The sequence below is a fragment of the Mesorhizobium sp. M2A.F.Ca.ET.046.03.2.1 genome, assembly GCF_003952425.1.
In the GTDB taxonomy this organism is placed as follows: Bacteria; Pseudomonadota; Alphaproteobacteria; order Rhizobiales; family Rhizobiaceae; genus Mesorhizobium.
In genome coordinates this window covers 4,089,351-4,109,533 of the sequence record NZ_CP034449.1, presented here as the reverse complement: position 1 = coordinate 4,109,533, position 20,183 = coordinate 4,089,351, and the positions used below count along the sequence as shown (strand labels likewise).

The window sequence follows — 20,183 nt, the reverse complement described above, 5'->3', positions numbered from 1 at the left end:
GCGCCGGACCCAAGATGACCACCGCTTTGGGGAATCCGATGCTTGATAGACTCGTCGACCCGAATTCACTCGTTGCGCGAGGCTGGTGGATCGAAACGATAGCCGGCGCCGCGGATGGTGATGATGGTCTCGGTGTCGAGCTTTCGGCGCAGCCGCACGATGCGCGAATCGATCGAACGGTCGAAAGCGTCAGCATTCTCGGCCGGGGCCGCGGCAATGATGTCGTCGCGGGTCAGCACCTTGCGCGGGCTCGCCAGGAACAGCTTCAGCAACGCCACCTGCCCCGGGGAAAGCTGATCCTCCGCACCCGAGCGATGCATGACCATGGCCGATCGCAGGTCGACAGTGGCGTTCTCCAGCACGATCAGCTCCCCGGCGGCCCTGCCGCGTCTCATCAGCAGGCCGCCGATGCGCGCGGCAAGCTCGCGCACGTTGAGCGGGCTTTCGACCACATCGGCGGCGCCGAGCTCGAGCGCCAGCACCTTGTCGACAAGGTCGCGCGGCCGGCAGATCAGGATGAAATCGGGGCCGCCCTCGCCACCCGCGCCCTGGCTGCTGTAGCGCTTGAGCAGTTCGCGGCTCTCGGCCTGGGTGACCTCGTCGCCGACCACCACGACATCGATACCGCCGGCCGAAAGCAGCGTCTCCGCCTCCCAGGGCTGGCGCGCCTGGCGCACGTCGTGCCCACGCCGCTCGAGATGGTCGGCGAGATCGCCCGCCACCACCTCGGCGACGGACACAAGCGCAATGACGGATCGTGCGGCCATTTTCTCCACCCCGCCACAGACAACTCGAGATGAGTGCTGGACATCATGTTTATACCCAATCTACTTTCCGCTGAAAGCGGGAGCGAGCGCGTCGTGAAGGCACGCATCATCGTCGTCGAGGACGAACCGGATCTGAGGGAGGCCGTGGCTGAGTATCTCGGCGCCAGCGGCTATGACGTCGTGACGGCCGAGAATGCCGTGGCGGCGCGCGCGCTGTTCGAAACGCAGCCCTTTCACCTTGCCATCCTCGACATCGCCATGCCCGGTGAGGACGGGCTGTCGCTCGGCCGCTGGCTGCGCTCGAAGACGCCGATCGGCATCATCTATGCCACCGCAGCCGGCACCGCGCTCGACCGCATCGTCGGGCTGGAGCTCGGCGCCGACGATTACATCGTCAAGCCGTACGAATTGCGCGAGGTGCTGGCGCGGGTGCGCAGCGTTTTGCGCCGCGTGCCGCAGCCGGCCGAGCCGCAAGCCGCAAAGGCCGAGACCGGCAATCGGCGTTTCATGAATTTCGGCGGCTTTCAGGCCGATTTCGACGGTCGCCTGGTCACCGCCGCCAATGGCGCGGTGATCGAGATGGCCAAGAGCGAATTCGACGTGCTCGAGGTTTTCCTCACCCGCGCCAACCGCCTCCTGACGCGCGCGGCGATTTCGGAAGCCATCGGCTTCGTCGAGGACCCGGAATCGTCACGCGCGGTCGACATCCGCATCATGCGGCTGCGAAAGAAGATCGAGGCCGACCCAGCCAATCCGAAATTCCTGCGCACGGTGCGCGGCGAAGGCTATATCTTCTCGCTGCCGAATGGCGACGCCAACTAAAGCAATTCCAGGAAAAGTGTGAGTGGTAGGCTCGGCGGTTTCGCCGTAGCCTTCCGTCCGGAATTGCGTCAAAACAAAGCGATAGAGCGGTTCGCCGTTTCCGCGGGAACGAAGGGTGCTCTGAACGACCGACGTCCGGGCCTGGAATTTACCATGACTGCCGATGCAGCACGCACCGATACGCATGCCTCGCGCCCGGGCGGCGCAGCGATGGCGGCCGTGCATGTCGTGCGCCGCCTGCGCGAGGCGGGCGACTGGCAGCGCGAGATGGACGGCATACTGGAGACGGTGTGCCGCAAGATGGATTGCCAGCGCGGCATTCTCTTCCGGCTGCGTGAATTGCCGGGCGAAGGTTTCGCCCAGTCGGTCGCCGCCTACTGGATCGACCCCGACTCCGGCGGCGACCTGGCCTCGCCCACGGTGATAATGCAGTCGATCATCAACTCGGATACCTTGCTGGAGCGCCTGCAGGAAGACGAGCGGCAGGGCAAGATCTTCTCCGGCCACACACGCAACTTGGACGGTTTCCTGCGGGACGACTTCGAGAAGCAGAGCATCAAGTCGTTCCTGTCCGTCTCCGTTTTCGCGCATGGCCACCTCTGGGGCACGCTGGCGGTCAACGACTGCGTCGCCGAGCGCGAATGGACGGATGAGGAAGAGGCGACGCTGCACATCATCGCTCTGGCCATCGGCGACGCCATCGAGCGCTCGCCATCCGAGGCGCATGCCAGCGAGGTGATCCGCCGCACCATGCTGCAGGCCTCCCTAGACGCCATCATCGTCATCGACGAGACGGGCTCGATCATCGAGTTCAATCCGGCCGCCGAGAAGATGTTCGGCTTCCAGCGCAGCTCCATCCTCGGCAAGGACCTGCTCGATACCATCGTTCCGATATATTACCGCAAGGGCTACGCCTCGGGTGCCGAATACATGGCGGGCCGCGGCGCGCCGATGGTCGGCCAGCGCCTGGAGACCGTCACCCAGAACGCAGCCGGCGAGATTTTCCCGATCGAGCTGACGGCGACGGAGATGCGCGTTGCCGACCGCCGCCTGATCTTCGGCTCGATCCGCGACCTGCGCGAAAAGCTGCAGGCCGAGGAGGAGATCAACCGCCAGCGCGAGAAGCTGCACCAGAACGAGAAGATGGCGGCGATGGGCTCGCTGCTCGCCGGGGTCTCGCACGAGCTCAACAACCCGCTGGCAGTGGTGGTGGCGCAGTCGACGCTGCTGCACGAATTCGCCGGCGATCCGCAGACCAAGGTGCGCGCCGAGAAGGTGCGCGCGGCCGCCGAGCGCTGCGGCCGCATCGTCAAGAGCTTCCTGTCGATGGTGCGGCTGCACCCGACCGAGCAGGCCGAGACCGATCTCAACCAGGTGATGCGCTCGGCGCTCGAAGTCACCGCCTATGGTGCCCGCTCCAGCGGCATCATCATCGACACCGATTTCGCCACCGGGCCGCTGCTTGCCATGGCCGACGCCGACCATATCACCCAGGTGGCGGCGAACTTCCTCATCAACAGCCAGCATGCGCTGGCCGGCATCACCGGCGAGCGGATCATCAAGGTGCGGACATTCCGCAACGAGCACGGCAATCCGGGCTTCTCCGTCGAGGACAACGGCCCGGGCATTCCCGAGGCGATCCGCGCGCGAATCTTCGAATCCTATTTCACCACCAAGCCGGTCGGGGTTGGCACCGGCATCGGCCTGTCGATCTCGAAGTCGATCGTCGAGCGCCACAACGGCAACATCTGGTTCGAGGAAGTGCAACCGACCGGCGCGCGCTTCGTCGTGCAATTGCCGGCGATTGCCGGCGGTGCCGCAAGCGCGGGTGAAGGGCCGGCGCGCTCGAGCGGGTTGCGCCATGCGTTGATCATCGACGACGAGCCCGACGTCGCGGGCTCGCTTTCGGATATACTGGAGCTGATGGGGCTCAAGTCGCGCGTGGTGGCAAGCTGGACCTCCGCCGCCGACGTGCTCACGGGCCATATGCCGCCGGACATCGTCTTTTCCGACCTGCGCATGCCGGGCACTAGCGGCATCGCGATCTACCGCGAGCTGCTCTCGCAGCAGCCCGCTTTGGCCAAGCGCTTCGTGCTGGTGACCGGCGACCTCATCGGCGCCAAGGCGGAGATCGAAGCGCTGCCGCCGCCGCAGCGCCCGCACATTCTGGAAAAGCCCTTCTCGACGCTCGACGTCCGCGGCATCCTGTCGGCGGTAGCCGACGAGGCCGCAGCCGCGGCCGACAATGGCTCCCATATCTGAGCGGGCTAACCTGGAAAGGCGCGCGGCCGAATTCCGACTTGGCGCCTGCGCGGGGTCTGTTCAGATTCAGGTCAGGCCGAGCCGAGAAGGGTGGCTTCCGAGAACCGGAGCGGAGCGTACTTAAAGTACGTGAGCACCGGAAGCGCAGGAGGCCACCCTTCGCAGGCCGGCCTCACCTGAATATGGGCAGACCCCAAAAAAGAGGCTCCCGACCGACTTCAGCGGCGGGAGCCTGACTTGAGCGCAGGAGGGAGCGCTCTGGGGAGGTCTTAAAAAATGTTCGGCGTGTTGGTGACCGGGGCGGCGTTGGCGATCATGCGCACAGCGCGCTCACGGTGCTGGCCGGACTGCTCGGCGATGGCGCGCAGGCACTCGACGCTCTCGGCGCCCCAGTTCTGGCCCTTACAGGCAAAGTCGATCGCAGATTCCGGCAGGCGGGCGGTCTTGAGCGTGGTCTGCGCGCCTTCAACGACATTGGCCGGCGGGTTGATCGAAGCGAAGGCCGGACCGGAGGCGGGCGCGGCCAGCATGCCGACGAAGGCGCAGGCGCCGATCAGCATGAACATCGCCATCGGATGGTCGCTGGCGCGCTGGCGCAGCGCAAGTTTCGGCCGGCGGTCATTGCGCTCCGGGCCATGCTGGCGGCGATTGGTATCGGCGGCATGAACTTTCGCAAACATAGGGTGTTCCCTTCGTTATCTTTCTTTTTGCTGTGAAACGAACTTAGTCGCACCACGTAACAGTCGGATGATTGGCGGCGATTGCCTGTGTAACAGGATTGAAACAGACGCTGAGCGGTGCGGCCTTCCGATCCACGGCAACCATTCGACCGACTATCGAAGCTGGTTGGCGCAGCTATGCGCCTGTCGCGCCTGCCCGACTGTAAACAGCCTCACACAGCAATGCTTGTATCGAGCGCGTCGCTGTCGTCTGCCGCAGCTCGGCATCAATCGAAACATGCCCTTTCCGACGCGGGCACCGGCGCTCGCAACCGCCGTTCCGCTTCCTCGATTAAGGCCCGGATTCTACGGGATTTTTCCGGCCCAGACGAGGTCGAACTTACAGCCTTGGCATTTCCATATTCCTACAAGCCGTTGCATTTCAATGGAAAATATGTCTATATTGAATGAGTATTCAACAAAAAGAAGAGCATTCCGATGAACCCGCACCTCCGTGACGTGGCGATCCCCAACGATTGGGACCGGCGGGGTTTGCCGGGGTGGAGCTACCATTCCAACGCCCTTCTCGAGCTCGAGAAGGAATATGTCTTTCGCAATCACTGGCAGATCGCCGGCCATGTCTCCGACGTGCCGAAACCGGGCGACTATTTGACCATGGACGTCATCGGCGAACGCGCGCTGATCGTGCGCGGCAAGGACGGCGTCGTGCGCGCCTTCAACAACATGTGCCGCCACCGCGGCAGCCGCGTCGTAGCCGACAGCCAGGGCAGCTGCAAGAACGCGCTGGTCTGCCCGTTCCACGGCTGGGTCTACAATCTCGACGGCACGCTGCGCGGCGCTGCCCGTCCGCGCTCCTTCCCCGAGCTCGACAAGACCGAGTTCGGCCTGATGCCGCTCGACCTCGAAATCTGGATGGGGTTCATCTTCATCCGCTTCCGCAAGGGCGGCCCGCAGCCCTCGGTGGCCGAGCTGCTCAAGCCGATCGAAGCCGAGATGGCGCATTACAACGTCGCCGACATGGTGCCGTCCTGGGGCATCTGGACCCAGAAATCGCCGGTCAACTGGAAGTCGGTGCGCGACGTCGACAATGAAGGCTATCACGTCGCCATGGCGCATCCGGCGCTGCAGGACCTCTACGGCGCCACCTATTTCGACGAGCCTTTCATCAATGGCGTGTCGCGCTCCTTCGCCACCTACAATCCACATGCCGGCCGGCGCTGGAGCGTGCGCGAATACATCAAGCTCGCGCCCGAGGCCACGCATCTGCCGGAGCATCTGCGCAAGGCCTGGATCTATTACGGCATCTTCCCCAACAACGCGCTGTCGATCATGCCGGAATCCGTCCAATTCTATCAGGAGTTCCCGCTGTCGACCGGCGAGACGCTGCTGCGCGGCGCCATCTACCGCCACAAGGACGAGACCCGCGAACAGGCGGCGGCGCGCTACCTTGCGTACCGCATCGACCGCGACACCATGAACGAGGACGTGCAGCTTTCGGTGTGGTCGAACGAATCCATGCTGTCGGAGGCTTTTGAAGGCTTCTACTTGTCGGATTTGGAGTACGGCGTGCGCACCCACCACGACCATCTGCGCAGGCAGGTCCCGGTGCTGAACCTGGAGACGGCGCCCGAGGAAAAGGACATGTGGGGACTGAACGACGCGCTGCGGTCGAGGGGATGAGCTCTTCCTTCTCCCCGTAAAGCGGGGAGAAGGAAAGACTTTACCCCCGCCAGACGCCTTCCTTCCGCAAATCATCCATAGTCCGCGAAATCCCTTCGCGCAGGATCGCCACCATGTCGTCGACCTGCTCCCTGGTGATGATCAGCGGCGGCGACATCACGCACATGTTGATCAGCGGCCGCACCAGAAGGCCGAGCTCGTGGCAATGCGCGTCGATGCGTTTGCCGACATTCTTGTCGAGTTGCAGCGGATCCTTGCTTTCGCGATCGGCCACGCATTCGACGCAAGCCATGAGGCCGACGCCGCGCACCTCGCCGACCAGCGGCAGCTCTTCAAGCGTCTTCAACTGCGCCTGGAAATAGGGCGCGATCTCGCGGGTGTGCTGAAGCACGCCCTCTTCCAGCAGGTCGAGATTCTTCAGCGCCACCGCGCAGCCGATCGGATGGCTCGTGTAGGTGAGGCCATGACCGAACAATGCGTCGGGATGGTTGGAGCGGCGCAGCTCTTCCAGCAGCCGCTCGGACATGATGACGCCGCCGAGCGGGAAATAGCCCGACGTGATCCCCTTGGCGAAGGTGATCATGTCCGGATCGATGCCGAACACATCGCCGGAGGCGAAGACATGGCCGAGCCGGCCGAAGCCGGTCACCACCTCGTCCGAGACATAGAGGATATCGTTCTCGCGGCAGATCTGGCGGATGCGCTTCAGATACCCGTCCGGCGGCACGACGACGCCGCCCGAGGCCTGCACCGGCTCGCCGACAAAAGCGCCGATGCGGTCGGCGCCGACGCGCGCGATCGTGTCGCGGAACTGATCAACCAGGAAGTCGGTGAAGGCGGCAACGCTCATGCCTTTGGGCCGGCGGAACGGATCGGGCGAGGAAAGCTTGATCACCAGATCGCTTGCGCCGTCCATCCAGTCGTGATCGCGCGGACGACCGTTGAGCGAGGCCGAGAGATAGGTCGAACCGTGATAGGCGCCGCCACGGCTGAGGATCAGCTTCTTCTCCGGCCGTCCGCGCACATTGTTGCAGAACTGCATGAAGCGCAGCGCCGTCTCCACCGCCGATGATCCGCCGGTGGTGAAGAAGGTGTGGCTGAGGTCGCCGGGCGCCGCATCGGCGATGCGGCGGGCAAGCTCAGCCGATGGCGCGTTCATAGTGTACCACGGGGTGTTGTAGGAGAGCGCCATCGCCTGGTCGTACATGACCTTGGCCAGCTCCTCGCGGCGGTGCCCGACATTGATGCACCACATGCCGGCCGGGCCGTCGATCAGCCGCTTGCCGGAGGCGTCGGTGATGTAGATGCCGTCGCCCTCGCCGATCAGCGTGCGCGCCTCGGCGCCGACCGAGCCGGCATAGGGCCAGGGCTGGACGAGATGGCGCTTGGCAAGCTCGACCGCATCGTCATCGCCAGGCCCGATCAGTTCGCTTGCCTTGATCTTGCTTTGAGCCGCCATCTTCGCCTCGCATCGCCAGAGTTGCCGAATTCTTACCGAACATCGAACGACGCGGAAGACCATGGAAACTCGGCTTTCTGTCGCTATATTTTGAATATCCGTTCAATCAATATCGCAGAAATAGCGCTTGATTTCAATCGGCGGATGCGCTCATGATGAAAGAAAGCTGGCAAGCTAGGAGCGATCGCGCTCCAAGCATAAATCGGGAACAGGCGGCCGGCGCCAAGGCATGATCCCGAAAAGTGGGAACCGGTTTTCGGATAAGATCATGCTCAACGAGGAGTTAGGCCAGGATAACGATCTAGCGGAACGTTATCCTAGCGAATGGGAAGGCCGAATGGCGGGACAGTCCGAGCCAGCTACCGAAATCACGCCCGGAGCGCTGCAATGACGGTTGCCGCGGAAGGGTCGCCCCCGTTGCGCATGGCGGGGGCCAGACGAAATCCCCTTCTGCAGTCGGAAGCCGTCCAGGGCTTTGCCCTGATCAGTCCCACCTTTGTCTACGCCCTTATTCTTCTCGTCCTGCCGATCCTGGTCGTTATCGCCCATTCCTTCTGGACGCAGAACTATCTCACCATCGACCACACCTTCACCCTGGAGAACTACCGGATCGCGCTGACCGAGCCGATCTACCGCGACCTGCTCTGGCGCTCGCTCTACATCTCGCTGACGGTCAGCCTGTTGACGGTGGCGCTCGCCTACCCGATCGCCTATTTCATTTCCTTCCATGGCGGCCGCCACAAAAGCCTGTGGCTGTTCCTCATCACCATCCCGTTCTGGACGAGCTACCTGCTGCGCGTGATGTCGTGGAAGGTGATCCTTGGCTACAATGGCGTGTTGAATTCCGGCCTGATGGGCCTTGGCATCATCAGCGAGCCGTCGGACGCGCTGCTCTACAATTCCACCGCCGTCATCATCACGCTCACCCATGCCTGGGCGACCTTCGCCATCCTGCCGATCTTCGTTTCGCTGGAGAAGGTCGACCGCACGCTCGAAGCGGCGACCGATCTCGGCGACGGGCCGCTGCGCTCCTTCCTGCGCGTCACCCTGCCGCTGTCGGCGCCCGGCGTCATCTCGGCGGCGCTGATCGTGATGATCCCGACCGTCGGCGACTATGTCACGCCGAACGTCCTTCGCGCTGATGACAATTGCCGAAATCCTGCGCCGCCGCGCGGCGAGACGCACCCAGAACGAGGGAGGCCTCCATGCTTGAGCGGGTCCAGTCCGAGCGCATCCAATCCCACCGCACCATGATCGACATCCGCGACGTCACCCGCAGCTACGGATCGTTCAAGGCGCTGGACAACGCCTCCCTGGCGATCCGCGAAGGTGAGTTCTTTTCGCTGCTCGGGCCCTCAGGCTGCGGCAAGACCACGCTATTGCGCATGATCGCCGGTTTCGACACGCCGAGCAGCGGCTCGATCGCCGTCGACGGCCAGCCGATGGACGGCATTCCCGCCAACCGGCGGCCCACCAACATGGTCTTCCAGAGCTATGCGATCTTCCCACATCTCAATGTCGAGCAGAACGTCGCCTACGGGCTGAAGCGGCTGAAGCTGCGGGGCGGCGAAGAAGAACGCCGCGTCGAGGAGGCGCTGGCCCAGGTCTCGCTCACCGGCCTCGGCAAGCGCCGCGCCACCGAGCTTTCCGGCGGCCAGCGCCAGCGCGTGGCTTTGGCCCGGGCGCTGGTCATGCAGCCGAAGGTGCTGCTGCTCGACGAACCGCTCTCGGCCCTCGACAAGAAGCTGCGCGAGCAGATGCAGGTCGAATTGCGCCGCCTGCAGCAGGCGGTCGGCATCACCTTCGTGTTGGTCACTCACGACCAGTACGAGGCCTTGGCTATGTCTGACCGCATCGCCGTGATGTTCGGCGGCCGCATCGCGCAGGTCGCCTCGCCGAAGGAGATCTACCAGCGCCCGGTCAACCGCCAGGTCGCCGACTTCCTAGGCGGCATGAACTTCGTCAAGGCCGAGATCGTCGAGGAGAACGGCGCTTCGCTGGTGCTGGACACGCTGGGCTTCGGCCGCGTCAGGACCGACAAGCCGAAGGCTTTCATGCGCAACGGCGGCGCGGCGACGCTCGGCATCCGGCCCGAACGCCTGCGCGTTCTGTGGGACAATGCGTCGGCAAAATTCGAGGTCGCCGGCAAGGTCATCGAGCGGCATTATTTCGGCGAGATCACCCATTTGATCGTCGAGATACCGGGGCTCGAAAAACCGCTCTCGGTGACCGAGACCAATGATTTCGGCGCCGACGATATTCCGGTCGGCGCCCCGATTCGCCTCGCCTACGACCCCGAGGCCTTGGTGGCGATGGCCGACTGAATCTTTGCGGCAGCGATGCGCCCGGCGACGATCGCGCCCTCGACATAACCCGGGAAAGACGGCGAGACCTCAGAAGCGGCGAAATAGACCGGCGGCGCGCCGGCGAGGATCACGCGTTCGGCATCGCGCGCCGTCACATCGATGACGAGATCGCTATAGGCCCCGCCGCTCCAGCGGTCATGCGCCCAGTCACGCGCGCTGAAATCGACTATGTCGGCGGCCTGCGGGCCGAGCGCCTGGACAAGTCTGGCGGTGATTTCCGCCTGCAGCGCCGCCTCGCCGAGCGGATGCCAGCGCAGCGCCAGTGGCCCACCGACAAACACCACGAGCGCGGCATGGTCGGCATCCTTGCTGGCGTCGCAGGCAAACAGCCCGGGCTGGTCGCGCCACATGACCATGCCGCACAGGCCCCGCTCGCGCCAGAACGGCTTTGCGTAGCGCACCAGGATCTTGATCACCGCGCCGCTTTCCCAGACGCCGAGCGCGCTTGCCAGTTCCGCCGGCAAAGCCGGCGCGAAGTCGAGCTTGGCGGCCGTCGCCGGCGGCAGCGCGATCAGAACCTCGCGCGCTTCGATCGTGGCCGCGCCGGTGCTGATGCGAATGCCTTGCGGGGCGCGCTCGACACGCGTCGCCGCCTGGTTCAGGCGCAGCCGGTCGCCGAGCTCGGCGGCCAGATCCTCAGCCAGCGATTGCATGGTGTCGCCCAGAAAATACTGCAGCTCGAACACCTCGTTGGTGATGCGGCGATCATTGTCGATCAGATACCAGAGCGGCACTTTGTCCAGCGCCAGGCACCACAGGCCCTCGATCATCGAACGGAAGGCCGCCTTAGCGTCGGCCGTGTCCTTCTGGCGCTCGAGCCATGTCGCCACGGTCAGTCCGGCGATCGAGGCATCGTCCGGCTCGATCCTGTTCATGCGCTCGCGGATCGCCATCGCGACCTGATAGGTCCGCTCGGCTTCCTCGACCGACATCGACGGATGGGTGATGAACTCGCCTTCGATATAGGTCTCGACGAAGCTCTTGCCCCGCGCCTTGGCCAGCGCCATCAGCTCGGGCATGTCCTGGCATAGGAACTGCCCGCCGCTGTCGATCAGCTCGCCGAGTCCGTTGCGGACAGCCTCCACCCTGCCGCCGACACGATCGCGTGCTTCAAGGACAAGGAAATCGATACCCGCCCGGTTCAGCTCGAGCGCGGCGCATAAGCCGGTGAAACCGGCGCCGACGATGACGACGTCGGTTCTTTCAATGATGCTCTTCAATAGCCGGCCTTGATCTTCTCGAATTCGGCGACCATGCGCTGCTTGAGGTCCGGCGCCACCGGCTGCTGGAACAGCGTCTTGTCGAGGAACTTGTCGAGATTGTCGAAGCCGCGCTCGGTGAGCAGCTTCTGGTCCATCGCTGCCATGCCCGCGCTGTTGCCGTGACCGTAGCCGAAGGTCTTCACCATATACTCCGAAACGCCCGGCGCGTTGACCGCGCTCAGCAAATCATAGGCCTGGTCGAGCTTGCCCGGTGCATCCTTGAGCAGCACATAGCCGCACACCCAGGTCGAAATGCCTTCCTTGGTGTCACGGTTCATGGCGATCGGCATCCCCTGGCCTTTCAGCGTCACATAGGTCTCATTCCAACCCCAGACCAGGTCGACCTCATTGCCCGTGAAGGCCTGGTTGAGATCGGTGTCGTCGGTCCAGTAGAAGCGGACATTCTTGTGCACGTCGCGCAGGAAGGCGGAGGCCTCGCTGAACTGCTCGTCCGTCATCTTGGTCCAGTCCTTCAGGCTGATGACCAGGCTCGCCAGCGCATAGGCGTCGTCGACATTGTCACCGATGGTGACGCGGCCCTTGAACTTCGGATCGGCGAAGATCTTCAGCGATTGCGCCTCGTCCGCCGTCACCTTGTCGGTGCGGTAGAACAGTGAGGTGTTGCCCCAGTCGAGCGGCATGAACCAGGCCTTGCCGTCGGCGGTGGTGGCCAGATCCTTCATCGCCATGATGCCGGGATTGAGATCTTTCCAGCCGGCGATCTTCGAAGTGTCGAGCGGCTGCAGCAATCCCGCCTCGCGCCACTTCACCACGCTTTGCGAGCAGGGATGCGCGATATCGGCCTTGAAGCCGGCGCGCATCTTCTCGAAGGCCTCGTCCTCGTCGCCGAAGAAGAAGAAGGTCGGCTCGGCATTGTATTTGGCTGTGTAGGCCGGATGCAGCAGCGGGTCCTCGTAACCGGACCAATCGAAGACGACGAGGTCGCCGCCGCCTTCCGCAAGCGCATAGGCAGTGCCCGCGCCGACTGTGACGAGGGCGGCCAAGGCAAGGCGGCGAAGCATGGTCTTCATGGCGCGAAAAACTCCCCCATCGCGGACGAGTGACGGAAGTTAGGAGAATTCAGAAGCTTTGGCGAGCCCGCCTGGGTCGCGTCCAACCAATAGCTTCGAACCGATGACAGCCTCCAACTTGTGATCAAATCCGATAATTTTCGAACTCAGCGCTGCCCCTCATCGCCCTGCCGGTGTCCAGCGGATAGATGGGTAACACTTTGAACCGGATACATAGGTAACAGTTTTCTCTCCCTATGATGCGGTCGCCGCAGCGCCAAGCGGTCGGCTTGGCGCGGCGCTGCGGCGAACCAGTTTCATGTGCTTCTCATCGATGAAGCCGAGCGGATGGGTGTGGAAGCGCATCGTCCACTCGCCATCCTCGGTCTCTTCAATGGCAATCGGTTCGCCGGCCAACGTGGCCGAGACATAGATCTCGGTGCCCCGCCATTTGACCGCGCCGTTCTGGCGCACGCCGCGCACCGCTGCCTCGGTCGGATAATCGGGTTCAGGGGCTGTCTTCGGCATCGGTCGGGTCGAGGGGCGGTAATGCTGTGCCGGGGTGTCCATGCCCAGCGCCTCGTGCGGACGCTCCTCATTGTAGCTGCGCCGGAAGTTCTCGAAGGCCCTGGCTTGAGCCGCTTTGTCAGCCTTCGGTGCATCGGCCATCGGCAGCATGGTCAGATGGAAACGCTCATGGCGCCCGTTCTGCTGCGGCTTGCCTGGCTGGATGCGCTCCAGGGCGATGCCGAGCTTAATGAAGCGCACTGCCAGCGGCGTCAGCCCTGTGACGCCGGCCGACGCAAAGGGTGGGCCATTGTCGCTTCGAATGCGATCCGGCAGACCGTTTTCCTCAAACAATCGCTCAAACACCGGCCACGCCTCCTCGTCGGCCGTCGAGCCCGTCGCCTCGAGCCCCAGCAGGTAGCGGCTCAATGCATCCATCACCGTCAATGGCTCGCAGCGCCAGCCGTCACGGGTCCGGAACCAGCCCTTGTGGTCTACCGTCCACACCGCATTCGGCGCCGCAGGCTCCGGCCATGGCCCATTGCCCACAGCCCGCCAGCGCCGGCGCCGGCGTCCCACAAGACCATGCCGCTTCAGGATCTCGCCAGCTGTCGAGACTGCCGGCCAGCCACAACTGGGCTCCGCCCGCTTCAGCCGCGCCATGATCTTCTTCGGCCCCCACAGCGGATGCGCTTCCTTCTCCGCCACGATCCGCTCCACCAGCTCGGCTGCCGTTGCTCGGCCGTGATCGAGCGGCGCCCGCGGCCGGTCGTGCAGGCCTTCCGGCCCGGTCTCCCGGTAACGCCCAAGCCATTTGTAGCCGGTCTTGCGTGAGATCTCGAAGGCCGCGCAAAGCTGCGTCATCGTCTCCTCGCCAGCTAGGCATTCAACAACAAAACGAAGCCGCTCATCCATGATGCCAGTCTCTCGCCAAACCATCGCCGGTCCTCCCGGCTGGCAAGAAAACTGTCACCCATCTAATCGGTCCATTCTGTTACCTATCTATCCGGTTCGGACACCGGGCACTTCTCCCCGTATAGTGACGGGGAGAAGGGGCTGGCCGCAACCTCGGCGCCTTACTTGCAACGTTCGAAATTGGCGAAACCATCGATGGGAGCGCCCCTCTCCCCGTCACTATACGGGGAGGGGATGCCGGCAGGCAGGTGAGGGGCGGCGCCAACGTTCGAAAAGCTATGGGCAAATTTGAACCTAAGCGATTGCCCTGGTTCGGTTCTAGGAAAAAACCGGGGCCACGAAAGCAGCATTCAATAGCCGGCTTTGATCTTCTCGAATTCGGCGATCATCTTGAGCTTGAGTTCCGAGGGCAGCGGCTGCTGGAACAGCGTCTTGTCGACCCACTTTTCGACGTTGTCGTAGCCCTTTTCCTTCAGCACCGCCGGGTCGACGCCCGCCATGCCCTTGGCATTGGCCTGGCCGTAGCCCCAGTCCTTCACCAACGTCTTGGCGACTTCCGGATCGTTGACGGCGTTGAGATAGTCGTAGGCCTTGTCGATGTTGCCTGGCGCGTCCTTGAACAGCACGTAGCCGCACACCCAGGTCGAGATGCCCTCGTCGGTGTCCTTCTTGGATTTGATCGGCACGCCGGCGGCGGCCGACTGCACGGTGGCGTCGTTCCAGGCCCAGGCGAGATCGACCTCGCTGCCCGAGAGCAGCTGCACGATGTCAGTGGTGTCGGTCCAGTAGGAGCGGACGTTCTTGTGCACCTGGCGCAGGAAGTCCGACGCTTGGCTGAACTGCTCGTCCGTCATCTTGGTCCAGTCCTTGAGCCCGATGGCGAGGCTGGCCAGCGCATAGGCGTCATCGACATTGTCGCCGATCGAGACCCTGCCCTTGTATTTCGGATCGGCGAACACCTTCAGCGACTGCACGTCCTTTTCGGCGATCTTGTCGGAATTGTAGGTGAGCTGGGTATCGCCCCAGTCCCAAGGCATGAACCAGGCCTTGCCGTCGGGCGTGGTGGCGAGGTCCTTCATCGCCATGATGCCGGGATTGAGGTCCTTCCAGCCAGTGATCTTCGAGGTGTCGAGCGGCTGCAAGAGCCCGGCTTCGCGCCACTTCACCACGCTTTGCGAGCAGGGATGGCCGAGATCGGACTTGAAGCCGGAGCGGATCTTTTCGAAGGCCTCGTCCTCGTCGCCGAAGAAGGCGAAGATCGGCGAGTCGCCGTTCTTCTCGACATATTTGCCGTGGAAGCTCGGATCCTCGTAGCCGGACCAGTCGAACACGATCAGGTCCTTGTCGGCGGCAACGGCGAACGCCGCCGCCGAAGCCGCGAGCGCGCCGCCAAGCGCCAGGGTCAGTGTCAGGCGTCGGCTGAGTTTCTTCATGCTGTTCCATCCTCTTTGGTTTGCCGGTCTTGTTTGGCCGGCTGTTGCTAACCCCGGTTTTTGCTAGCCCCAGTTCTCGCTAGCCAAAATGTTTGGGGAAGGCGGCGGCCAAAAACGCGTTTGCCGCCTGCAACGCCGTCTCTCGCGTGGTGTCCTCCGTCCCCATCATCAGCCGCAGCCACAGGCCCTCGAGCATGGCGCTGAGCGCGAGCGCGATGGCCTGAGGGTCATAGGCGTAGCCGCCGCTCTCCTTCAGCGTCGTGCAGAGATCGATGAAGACCTGCTGGTAATAGGCGTCGCGCGAGCTGCTCAGCGCCTGGTAGGTCGGCCGCGACTTGGCCTCGCCCCAGAAGGCGAGCCAGGCGGCAAGCTTGCGCTTGTTGCAGATCGAGCGGTCGAAATCGGCCCACACCAGCTGCTGCAGCTGTCTCGCCGGATCGTCGCCCGCCTTCTGGAGGGCGGTGCGCCAATGCGCCGAATACTCGTCATACATGTGCTGCAGCGTGGCGATGAGCAGCTTTTCCTTGCTCTCGAAATGGAAGTTGACGATGCCCCGCGACAGGCCCGCGCCGTCGGCCACGTCGGCCATCGTCGTTTCGGCGTAACCGCGCTTGGCCAGCGAATCGATCGTCGCCTCGATCAGCTGCAGCTGCCGGACCTCTTTCGAGGCCTTGCGGCCGCGCTTTTCGGCATCGCCTTTGGGTGCCGATTGAGTGTCGTTGTCGGTAGCCTCTGCGGTCTTCATATGGGTGACGGTCTCCAGCATCGCCGGCTATCCAACCGGCTTCCAACCGCGCAGATGAGTGGGGCGGTGCTCGCCACTGTCAAGCACCTTCTGCATCGCCTCCCAGGTCTTGATGTTCTTGTCGACATAGGCCGCGCCGACCGCTGCCGCGGCCTGCGCGTAGAGCGGCCCCTTGAGCCGCGAAAGCTCTTCGCGGCGACCTCGCGGTACCATGGATTTCGGTCGCGGATGGTGATGTCGGTGAAGCCGGCGCGCCGCATCGCTTCGGCGTAGCGCGCCGGCGAGGCCATGGCGAAGGACAGCCCTTCGGCCGCTATATAGGTCTTCATCTGAGGCGACGGCTCGCCGTCATGCCCGATCATCCAGTTCGACGCCGCGAAGACCCCGCCCGGCTTCAGCACGCGGGAGACTTCAGCGAACAGCGCGTCCCTGTCCGGCACATGCAAAAGCGCGTCCTTGGAGAAGACGAGGTCGAAGCAGGCGTCGGCGAAAGGCAGCGGCCCCGGCGGCGCCTGGACGAAGCTGACGCGGTCCTCCAGGCCCTGCCTTATCGCCCCTCGCCTTGCCGCCTGGATCACCGGCTTCTCGACGTCGAAGCCGGTGGCGCGAGCCGCGCCGTGCTTTGCCACCAGATGCAGCGTGATGCCGCCGGCTCCGCAGCCGATATCGGCGATCGTCTTGCCCTTGAGCGACAGGCCTTCGATGACGCGGTCGACCTCTTCGGGGCCGCCCGGCGAAAGGTAGCCCTCGCCCCACAACGCTTCGAGAAAGCGAATGGCGGTGTCGTCATATTCCGGCTCGGCGTCAGCCGTTTCGATCATCGGATCTTCAACCCCAAATGCCGATGTGGATCAGTCCAGAATGCTGCCAAAGCCTAGCGCATCAACAGGAAAACGCAACATCATTTGTTGAACATTCATTCAAGATGGCTGGACAAAAAACCGTGAACCGTGCCAAATTCGGGCAATCGGGGAACAAAGGCACGGGCAATTCCAGGAAAAGCGTGAAGCGGTTTTCCGTCAGGAGTTGCGCAAAAACAGGAAGATAGGGCTACCGGATGGAGCTTCTGCGCGCTTGAAGGCCTGGGACGCGATCGTCATCGGCGGCGGACATAACGGACTGGTCAACGCCTGCTATCTGCAGCGCGCCGGCCTGGACGTGCTGGTGGTCGAGAAGAACGACTGGGTCGGCGGCGCGGCCACCAGCCGGGAGCTGACGCCGGGCTTCCTCTATTCCAACTGCTCCTATGTCTGCTCGCTGTTCCGACCCGAGATCATGCGCGATCTCGAGCTGCCGCGCTTCGGTCTGCAGGTGATCTCCTATGAAGGCGGCGCCGTGTTCACGCGCGACGGCGATTATCTCGCCAATTACCGCGACCACGATGCCCATCGTCGCGAGTTCGCGCGCTTCTCGAAGCGCGACGCCGAGGCCTATGATCGCTATTCGCGCGACGTCACGCGGCAGTGCCGCTTCATCCAGCCGCTCTTGATGCGCACCGCGCCAGACCCGACGAGCTTCAAGCCGCGCGACCTCGGCGAGCTGCTCTATCTCGGCAAGAAGTTCGCCGGGCTCTCGGCCGAGGAGATGGCGCTGACCCTGCGCTTCTGGACGATGTCGATCTCGGACTTCCTGGACGAGTATTTCGAGACCGAGATCATCAAGGCGAATTTCGCGCTGTCCGGCATCATCGGCACGGCGCTCGGGCCAATGTCGCCGGGCTCGGCTTATGTGCTGCTCCACCACTATATGGGCGAGGTCGACGGCTCGATCGGCGCCTGGGGCTATGCGCGCGGCGGCATGGGCGCCGTCACCAGGGCGCTGGCCGCCTCCTTCAAGGCTTCCGGCGGCACCATCCGCACGGGCGCCGAGGTCGATCATGTGCTGATCAGGAACGGCAAGGCCAAGGGCGTGGTGCTCGCCAGCGGCGAGGAAATTTTTGGCAAGCTCGTCATCTCCAACGCCGACGTCAAGCGCACCTTCCTGAAACTGGTCGAGGAGAAGGAACTGCCCGACATCTTCCTGCGCCGTGTCAGGAACTTCAAGATCCGCGGCTCGTCCGGCAAGGTCAACATCGCGCTGGATTCGCTGCCCGAGTTTCCGGCCCTGCCGAAGGATTCGCCGGTCTACCGCGCCGACATGCACTTCACCGATTCCATCGAACGCATGGAGCGCGCCTATGACGACTGGAAGGCCGGGCGCTGGTCTGCCGACCCCTTCCTCGACATGATGATCCCGACCACGCTCGACCCGACCATGGCGCCGCCGGGCAAGCACTTCATGAGCTGCTTCGTCCAATACGCGCCGCCCAAGATAGACGGGCGCGACTGGACCGACGCCGACCGCGACGGCTTCGCCGAAAGCGTGATTTCCCAGATCGCGCAATATTCGCCCGGCTTCCGCGATCGCATCGTCCATATGGAGGTGCGCACGCCGCGCGAGATCGAGGCCGAGGTCGGCCTCACCGAAGGCAATATCTTCCAGGGCGAGCTGACCTTCGACCAGCTGCTCTTCAACCGCCCGGTGCCGGGCTACGCGCAATACCGTTCGCCGATCGGCGGGCTCTATATGTGCGGCTCCTCCACCCATCCCGGCGGCGGCGTCATGGGCGCACCGGGACGCAACGCCGCCGCCGAGATCCTGCGCGATCTCGCCAAGCCGACCCTGCATATGAGCCCGGCCCATGACGTCATCTGAAATGAATTGGGACGCCATCGTCATCGGCGGCGGCCATAACGGCCTCGTCGCCGCCGCCACGCTGGCGAAATCCGGCCGCAAGGTGCTGCTGCTCGAAGCCGGCAACGAGGTCGGCGGCGCGGCACGCACCGAGGAATTCGCGCCGGGCTTTCGAGTCTCCGCGGTCGCCCATCTGCTCAACCGCCTGCATCCCGATGTGGTGAAGACGCTGGAGCTGGAACGCCACGGGCTGAAAGTCGAACGCGGCGATTTCGTGCCCTCGGTCGCGCTGTCCAAGGACGGCCCGCTTACGCTGCACGGCGCCTATGGCGAAGTGCTGACCGGCGCGAGCCCTTCGGAGCAAGCCGCCTGGAAGGAATTGCGTTCACAATTGCTGCGCTATGCCGGCGTGCTGAAGCCGTTCCTGTCGCGCCGGCCGCCGGACCTCGGCAACATGTCGCTCACGGAAATGACCGGGCTTGGCCAGACGGCGCTGGCGTTGAAGCGGCTCGGCAAGGAAGACATGCGCGACTTCCTGCGCGTGCTTCTGATGAATGTCTGCGACCTGCTCGACGAGCAGCTTTCGGACGACCGACTGAAGGGTCTGCTTGCCTTCGACGCGACGCTCGGCTCGCATCTGGGGCCGCGCTCGCCGACCTCCCTGCTCGGTCTCTATTATCGGCTTGCCGGCGAGATCGGCGGCCTTGCGGGCGCGCAAGTCCAGCCGAAAGGCGGCATGGGCGCCGTCGTTGCCGCCATTCGCGCCGCGGCGGAGAAGGCCGGCGTCTCCATCCGTCGCGCTTCGCCGGTCGCCAAGGTGATCGTCGAGAAGGGCCGCGCCGTGGGGGTCGTTACGCAGAGCCGCGAGACGCTGCGCGCAAAGACCGTCGTCTCGGCCATCAATCCCGCAGCCACGATCCTCGATCTCGTCGGCCCGCGCGAGGTCGACACCGGCTTCGTGCGCAAGGTCCGGAATATCCGCATGAAGGGCGATGCGGCGAAGCTCCATCTGGCGCTCGACCGACCGCCGCAATTCTCAGGCATCGATGCCGCCGGCCATAAGGGTCGCCTCGTCATCGCGCCTTCGCCCGACCATGTCGAGCGCGCCTTCAACCCGTCGAAATATGGCGCGTTCTCGCCCGAGCCGGTGATGGAGATTACCTTGCCCAGCCTGGTCGATCCATCGCTCGCACCGTCCAGCGCCTGCGTGCTCTCGGCCGTGGTGCAATACGCGCCCTATGTGTTGAAAGAAGGCTGGACCGCCGGCAAGCCGCAATTCCTCAAGGCGGTCATGGGTCAACTCGAGACCTATGCGCCCGGCATCGGCGCGACGGTCCGCCACGCCGAGCTTCTGACGCCCGCCGACATCGAGGCGCGCTACCGCATGCCCGGCGGCCACTGGCACCATGGCGAAATGCAGGCCGACCAGATGCTGATGTCGCGGCCGGTCTCCGGCTGGTCGGGCTACGACACGCCGCTCGAAGGGCTGTTCCTTGCCGGCGCCGGCTCGCATCCGGGCGGCGGCATCTCCGGCGCGCCCGGCCTCAACGCCGCGCGCCGCATCATCGCGATGAGGGCATGAGAATGAAATTCGTCGAAGTA

The 20,183-nt window shown here is 64.0% G+C and carries 16 protein-coding genes; 7 read left to right on the top strand and 9 right to left on the bottom strand.

Annotated elements, in window-relative coordinates:
* Positions 1–65: 65 nt before the first annotated feature.
* Entirely contained in the window at positions 66–767 is a 702-nt protein-coding gene (locus EJ072_RS19645) for a response regulator transcription factor (protein ID WP_126064136.1), read from the bottom strand.
* Positions 768–860: 93 nt separating this feature from the next.
* Here EJ072_RS19645 and EJ072_RS19640 point away from each other — a divergent pair, with 93 nt between their 5' ends.
* Both EJ072_RS19640 and EJ072_RS19635 read left to right on the top strand, forming a co-directional pair.
* The gene (locus tag EJ072_RS19640) at positions 861–1,589 is read left to right on the top strand and encodes a response regulator transcription factor (protein ID WP_245466915.1); all 729 of its coding nucleotides are present in this window, start codon (positions 861–863) and stop codon (positions 1,587–1,589) included.
* 153 nt (positions 1,590–1,742) lie between these two features.
* Positions 1,743–3,851: a sensor histidine kinase gene (locus tag EJ072_RS19635; RefSeq protein WP_245466914.1), complete on the top strand. Its 2,109-nt coding sequence runs from the start codon at positions 1,743–1,745 to the stop codon at positions 3,849–3,851.
* 269 nt (positions 3,852–4,120) lie between these two features.
* On the opposite strand, the gene EJ072_RS19630 is transcribed toward EJ072_RS19635, so the two are convergent.
* Complete coding sequence (locus tag EJ072_RS19630; RefSeq protein WP_126080900.1) at positions 4,121–4,531, bottom strand: hypothetical protein; 411 nt, start codon at positions 4,529–4,531, stop codon at positions 4,121–4,123.
* Between the two features lie 477 nt (positions 4,532–5,008).
* Between EJ072_RS19630 and EJ072_RS19625 the strand changes: the two genes are divergently transcribed.
* Entirely contained in the window at positions 5,009–6,211 is a 1,203-nt protein-coding gene (locus tag EJ072_RS19625) for an aromatic ring-hydroxylating dioxygenase subunit alpha (protein ID WP_126080899.1), read from the top strand.
* A 40-nt stretch (positions 6,212–6,251) separates the two neighbouring features.
* Here EJ072_RS19625 and EJ072_RS19620 read toward each other — a convergent pair whose 3' ends face one another.
* Entirely contained in the window at positions 6,252–7,670 is a 1,419-nt protein-coding gene (locus tag EJ072_RS19620) for an aminotransferase (RefSeq protein WP_126080898.1), read from the bottom strand.
* 387 nt (positions 7,671–8,057) lie between these two features.
* On the opposite strand from EJ072_RS19620, the gene EJ072_RS19615 reads away from it, so the two are divergent.
* Complete coding sequence (locus tag EJ072_RS19615; RefSeq protein ID WP_245466913.1) at positions 8,058–8,924, top strand: ABC transporter permease; 867 nt, start codon at positions 8,058–8,060, stop codon at positions 8,922–8,924.
* A complete protein-coding gene (locus EJ072_RS19610; RefSeq protein ID WP_126083682.1) occupies positions 8,921–9,994 on the top strand; it encodes an ABC transporter ATP-binding protein in 1,074 nt (357 codons plus the stop codon). Before EJ072_RS19615 ends, EJ072_RS19610 begins: the two co-directional genes overlap by 4 nt.
* On the opposite strand, the gene EJ072_RS19605 is transcribed toward EJ072_RS19610, so the two are convergent.
* The 6 genes from EJ072_RS19605 to EJ072_RS19580 form a co-directional block, all read right to left on the bottom strand.
* Complete coding sequence (locus tag EJ072_RS19605; protein WP_126080897.1) at positions 9,958–11,256, bottom strand: flavin monoamine oxidase family protein; 1,299 nt, start codon at positions 11,254–11,256, stop codon at positions 9,958–9,960. The genes EJ072_RS19610 and EJ072_RS19605 overlap by 37 nt on opposite strands.
* Positions 11,253–12,329: an extracellular solute-binding protein gene (locus EJ072_RS19600; protein ID WP_126080896.1), complete on the bottom strand. Its 1,077-nt coding sequence runs from the start codon at positions 12,327–12,329 to the stop codon at positions 11,253–11,255. Before EJ072_RS19600 ends, EJ072_RS19605 begins: the two co-directional genes overlap by 4 nt.
* Before the next feature lie 234 nt (positions 12,330–12,563).
* Entirely contained in the window at positions 12,564–13,754 is a 1,191-nt protein-coding gene (locus tag EJ072_RS19595; protein WP_126078128.1) for an integrase core domain-containing protein, read from the bottom strand.
* Between the two features lie 326 nt (positions 13,755–14,080).
* Positions 14,081–15,163, bottom strand: a complete 1,083-nt coding sequence (locus EJ072_RS19590; RefSeq protein WP_126080895.1) for an ABC transporter substrate-binding protein — start codon at positions 15,161–15,163, stop codon at positions 14,081–14,083.
* 79 nt (positions 15,164–15,242) lie between these two features.
* Positions 15,243–15,929 (bottom strand): transcriptional regulator BetI, encoded by a 687-nt coding sequence (gene betI / locus EJ072_RS19585; protein ID WP_126080894.1) that lies wholly within the window; start codon positions 15,927–15,929, stop codon positions 15,243–15,245.
* Entirely contained in the window at positions 15,905–16,729 is an 825-nt protein-coding gene (locus EJ072_RS19580) for a class I SAM-dependent methyltransferase (protein ID WP_245466912.1), read from the bottom strand. The genes betI and EJ072_RS19580 overlap by 25 nt, the downstream gene beginning before the upstream one ends.
* Before the next feature lie 253 nt (positions 16,730–16,982).
* On the opposite strand from EJ072_RS19580, the gene EJ072_RS19575 reads away from it, so the two are divergent.
* Positions 16,983–18,602, top strand: a complete 1,620-nt coding sequence (locus EJ072_RS19575) for an NAD(P)/FAD-dependent oxidoreductase (protein ID WP_126080893.1) — start codon at positions 16,983–16,985, stop codon at positions 18,600–18,602.
* Complete coding sequence (locus tag EJ072_RS19570) at positions 18,589–20,163, top strand: NAD(P)/FAD-dependent oxidoreductase (RefSeq protein WP_126080892.1); 1,575 nt, start codon at positions 18,589–18,591, stop codon at positions 20,161–20,163. Before EJ072_RS19575 ends, EJ072_RS19570 begins: the two co-directional genes overlap by 14 nt.
* The last annotated feature ends 20 nt before the right edge of the window (positions 20,164–20,183 follow it).

Coding starts and splice junctions, on each gene's coding strand:
- EJ072_RS19620 (WP_126080898.1), bottom strand. CDS start 7,670: ATGGCGGCTCAAAGCAAGATCAAGGCAAGCGAACTGATCGGGCCTGGC.
- EJ072_RS19595 (WP_126078128.1), bottom strand. CDS start 13,754: ATGGTTTGGCGAGAGACTGGCATCATGGATGAGCGGCTTCGTTTTGTT.
- EJ072_RS19610 (WP_126083682.1), top strand. CDS start 8,921: ATGATCGACATCCGCGACGTCACCCGCAGCTACGGATCGTTCAAGGCG.
- betI (WP_126080894.1), bottom strand. CDS start 15,929: ATGCTGGAGACCGTCACCCATATGAAGACCGCAGAGGCTACCGACAAC.
- EJ072_RS19615 (WP_245466913.1), top strand. CDS start 8,058: ATGACGGTTGCCGCGGAAGGGTCGCCCCCGTTGCGCATGGCGGGGGCC.
- EJ072_RS19600 (WP_126080896.1), bottom strand. CDS start 12,329: ATGAAGACCATGCTTCGCCGCCTTGCCTTGGCCGCCCTCGTCACAGTC.
- EJ072_RS19580 (WP_245466912.1), bottom strand. CDS start 16,729: ATGATCGAAACGGCTGACGCCGAGCCGGAATATGACGACACCGCCATT.
- EJ072_RS19570 (WP_126080892.1), top strand. CDS start 18,589: ATGACGTCATCTGAAATGAATTGGGACGCCATCGTCATCGGCGGCGGC.
- EJ072_RS19590 (WP_126080895.1), bottom strand. CDS start 15,163: ATGAAGAAACTCAGCCGACGCCTGACACTGACCCTGGCGCTTGGCGGC.
- EJ072_RS19625 (WP_126080899.1), top strand. CDS start 5,009: ATGAACCCGCACCTCCGTGACGTGGCGATCCCCAACGATTGGGACCGG.
- EJ072_RS19635 (WP_245466914.1), top strand. CDS start 1,743: ATGACTGCCGATGCAGCACGCACCGATACGCATGCCTCGCGCCCGGGC.
- EJ072_RS19630 (WP_126080900.1), bottom strand. CDS start 4,531: ATGTTTGCGAAAGTTCATGCCGCCGATACCAATCGCCGCCAGCATGGC.
- EJ072_RS19645 (WP_126064136.1), bottom strand. CDS start 767: ATGGCCGCACGATCCGTCATTGCGCTTGTGTCCGTCGCCGAGGTGGTG.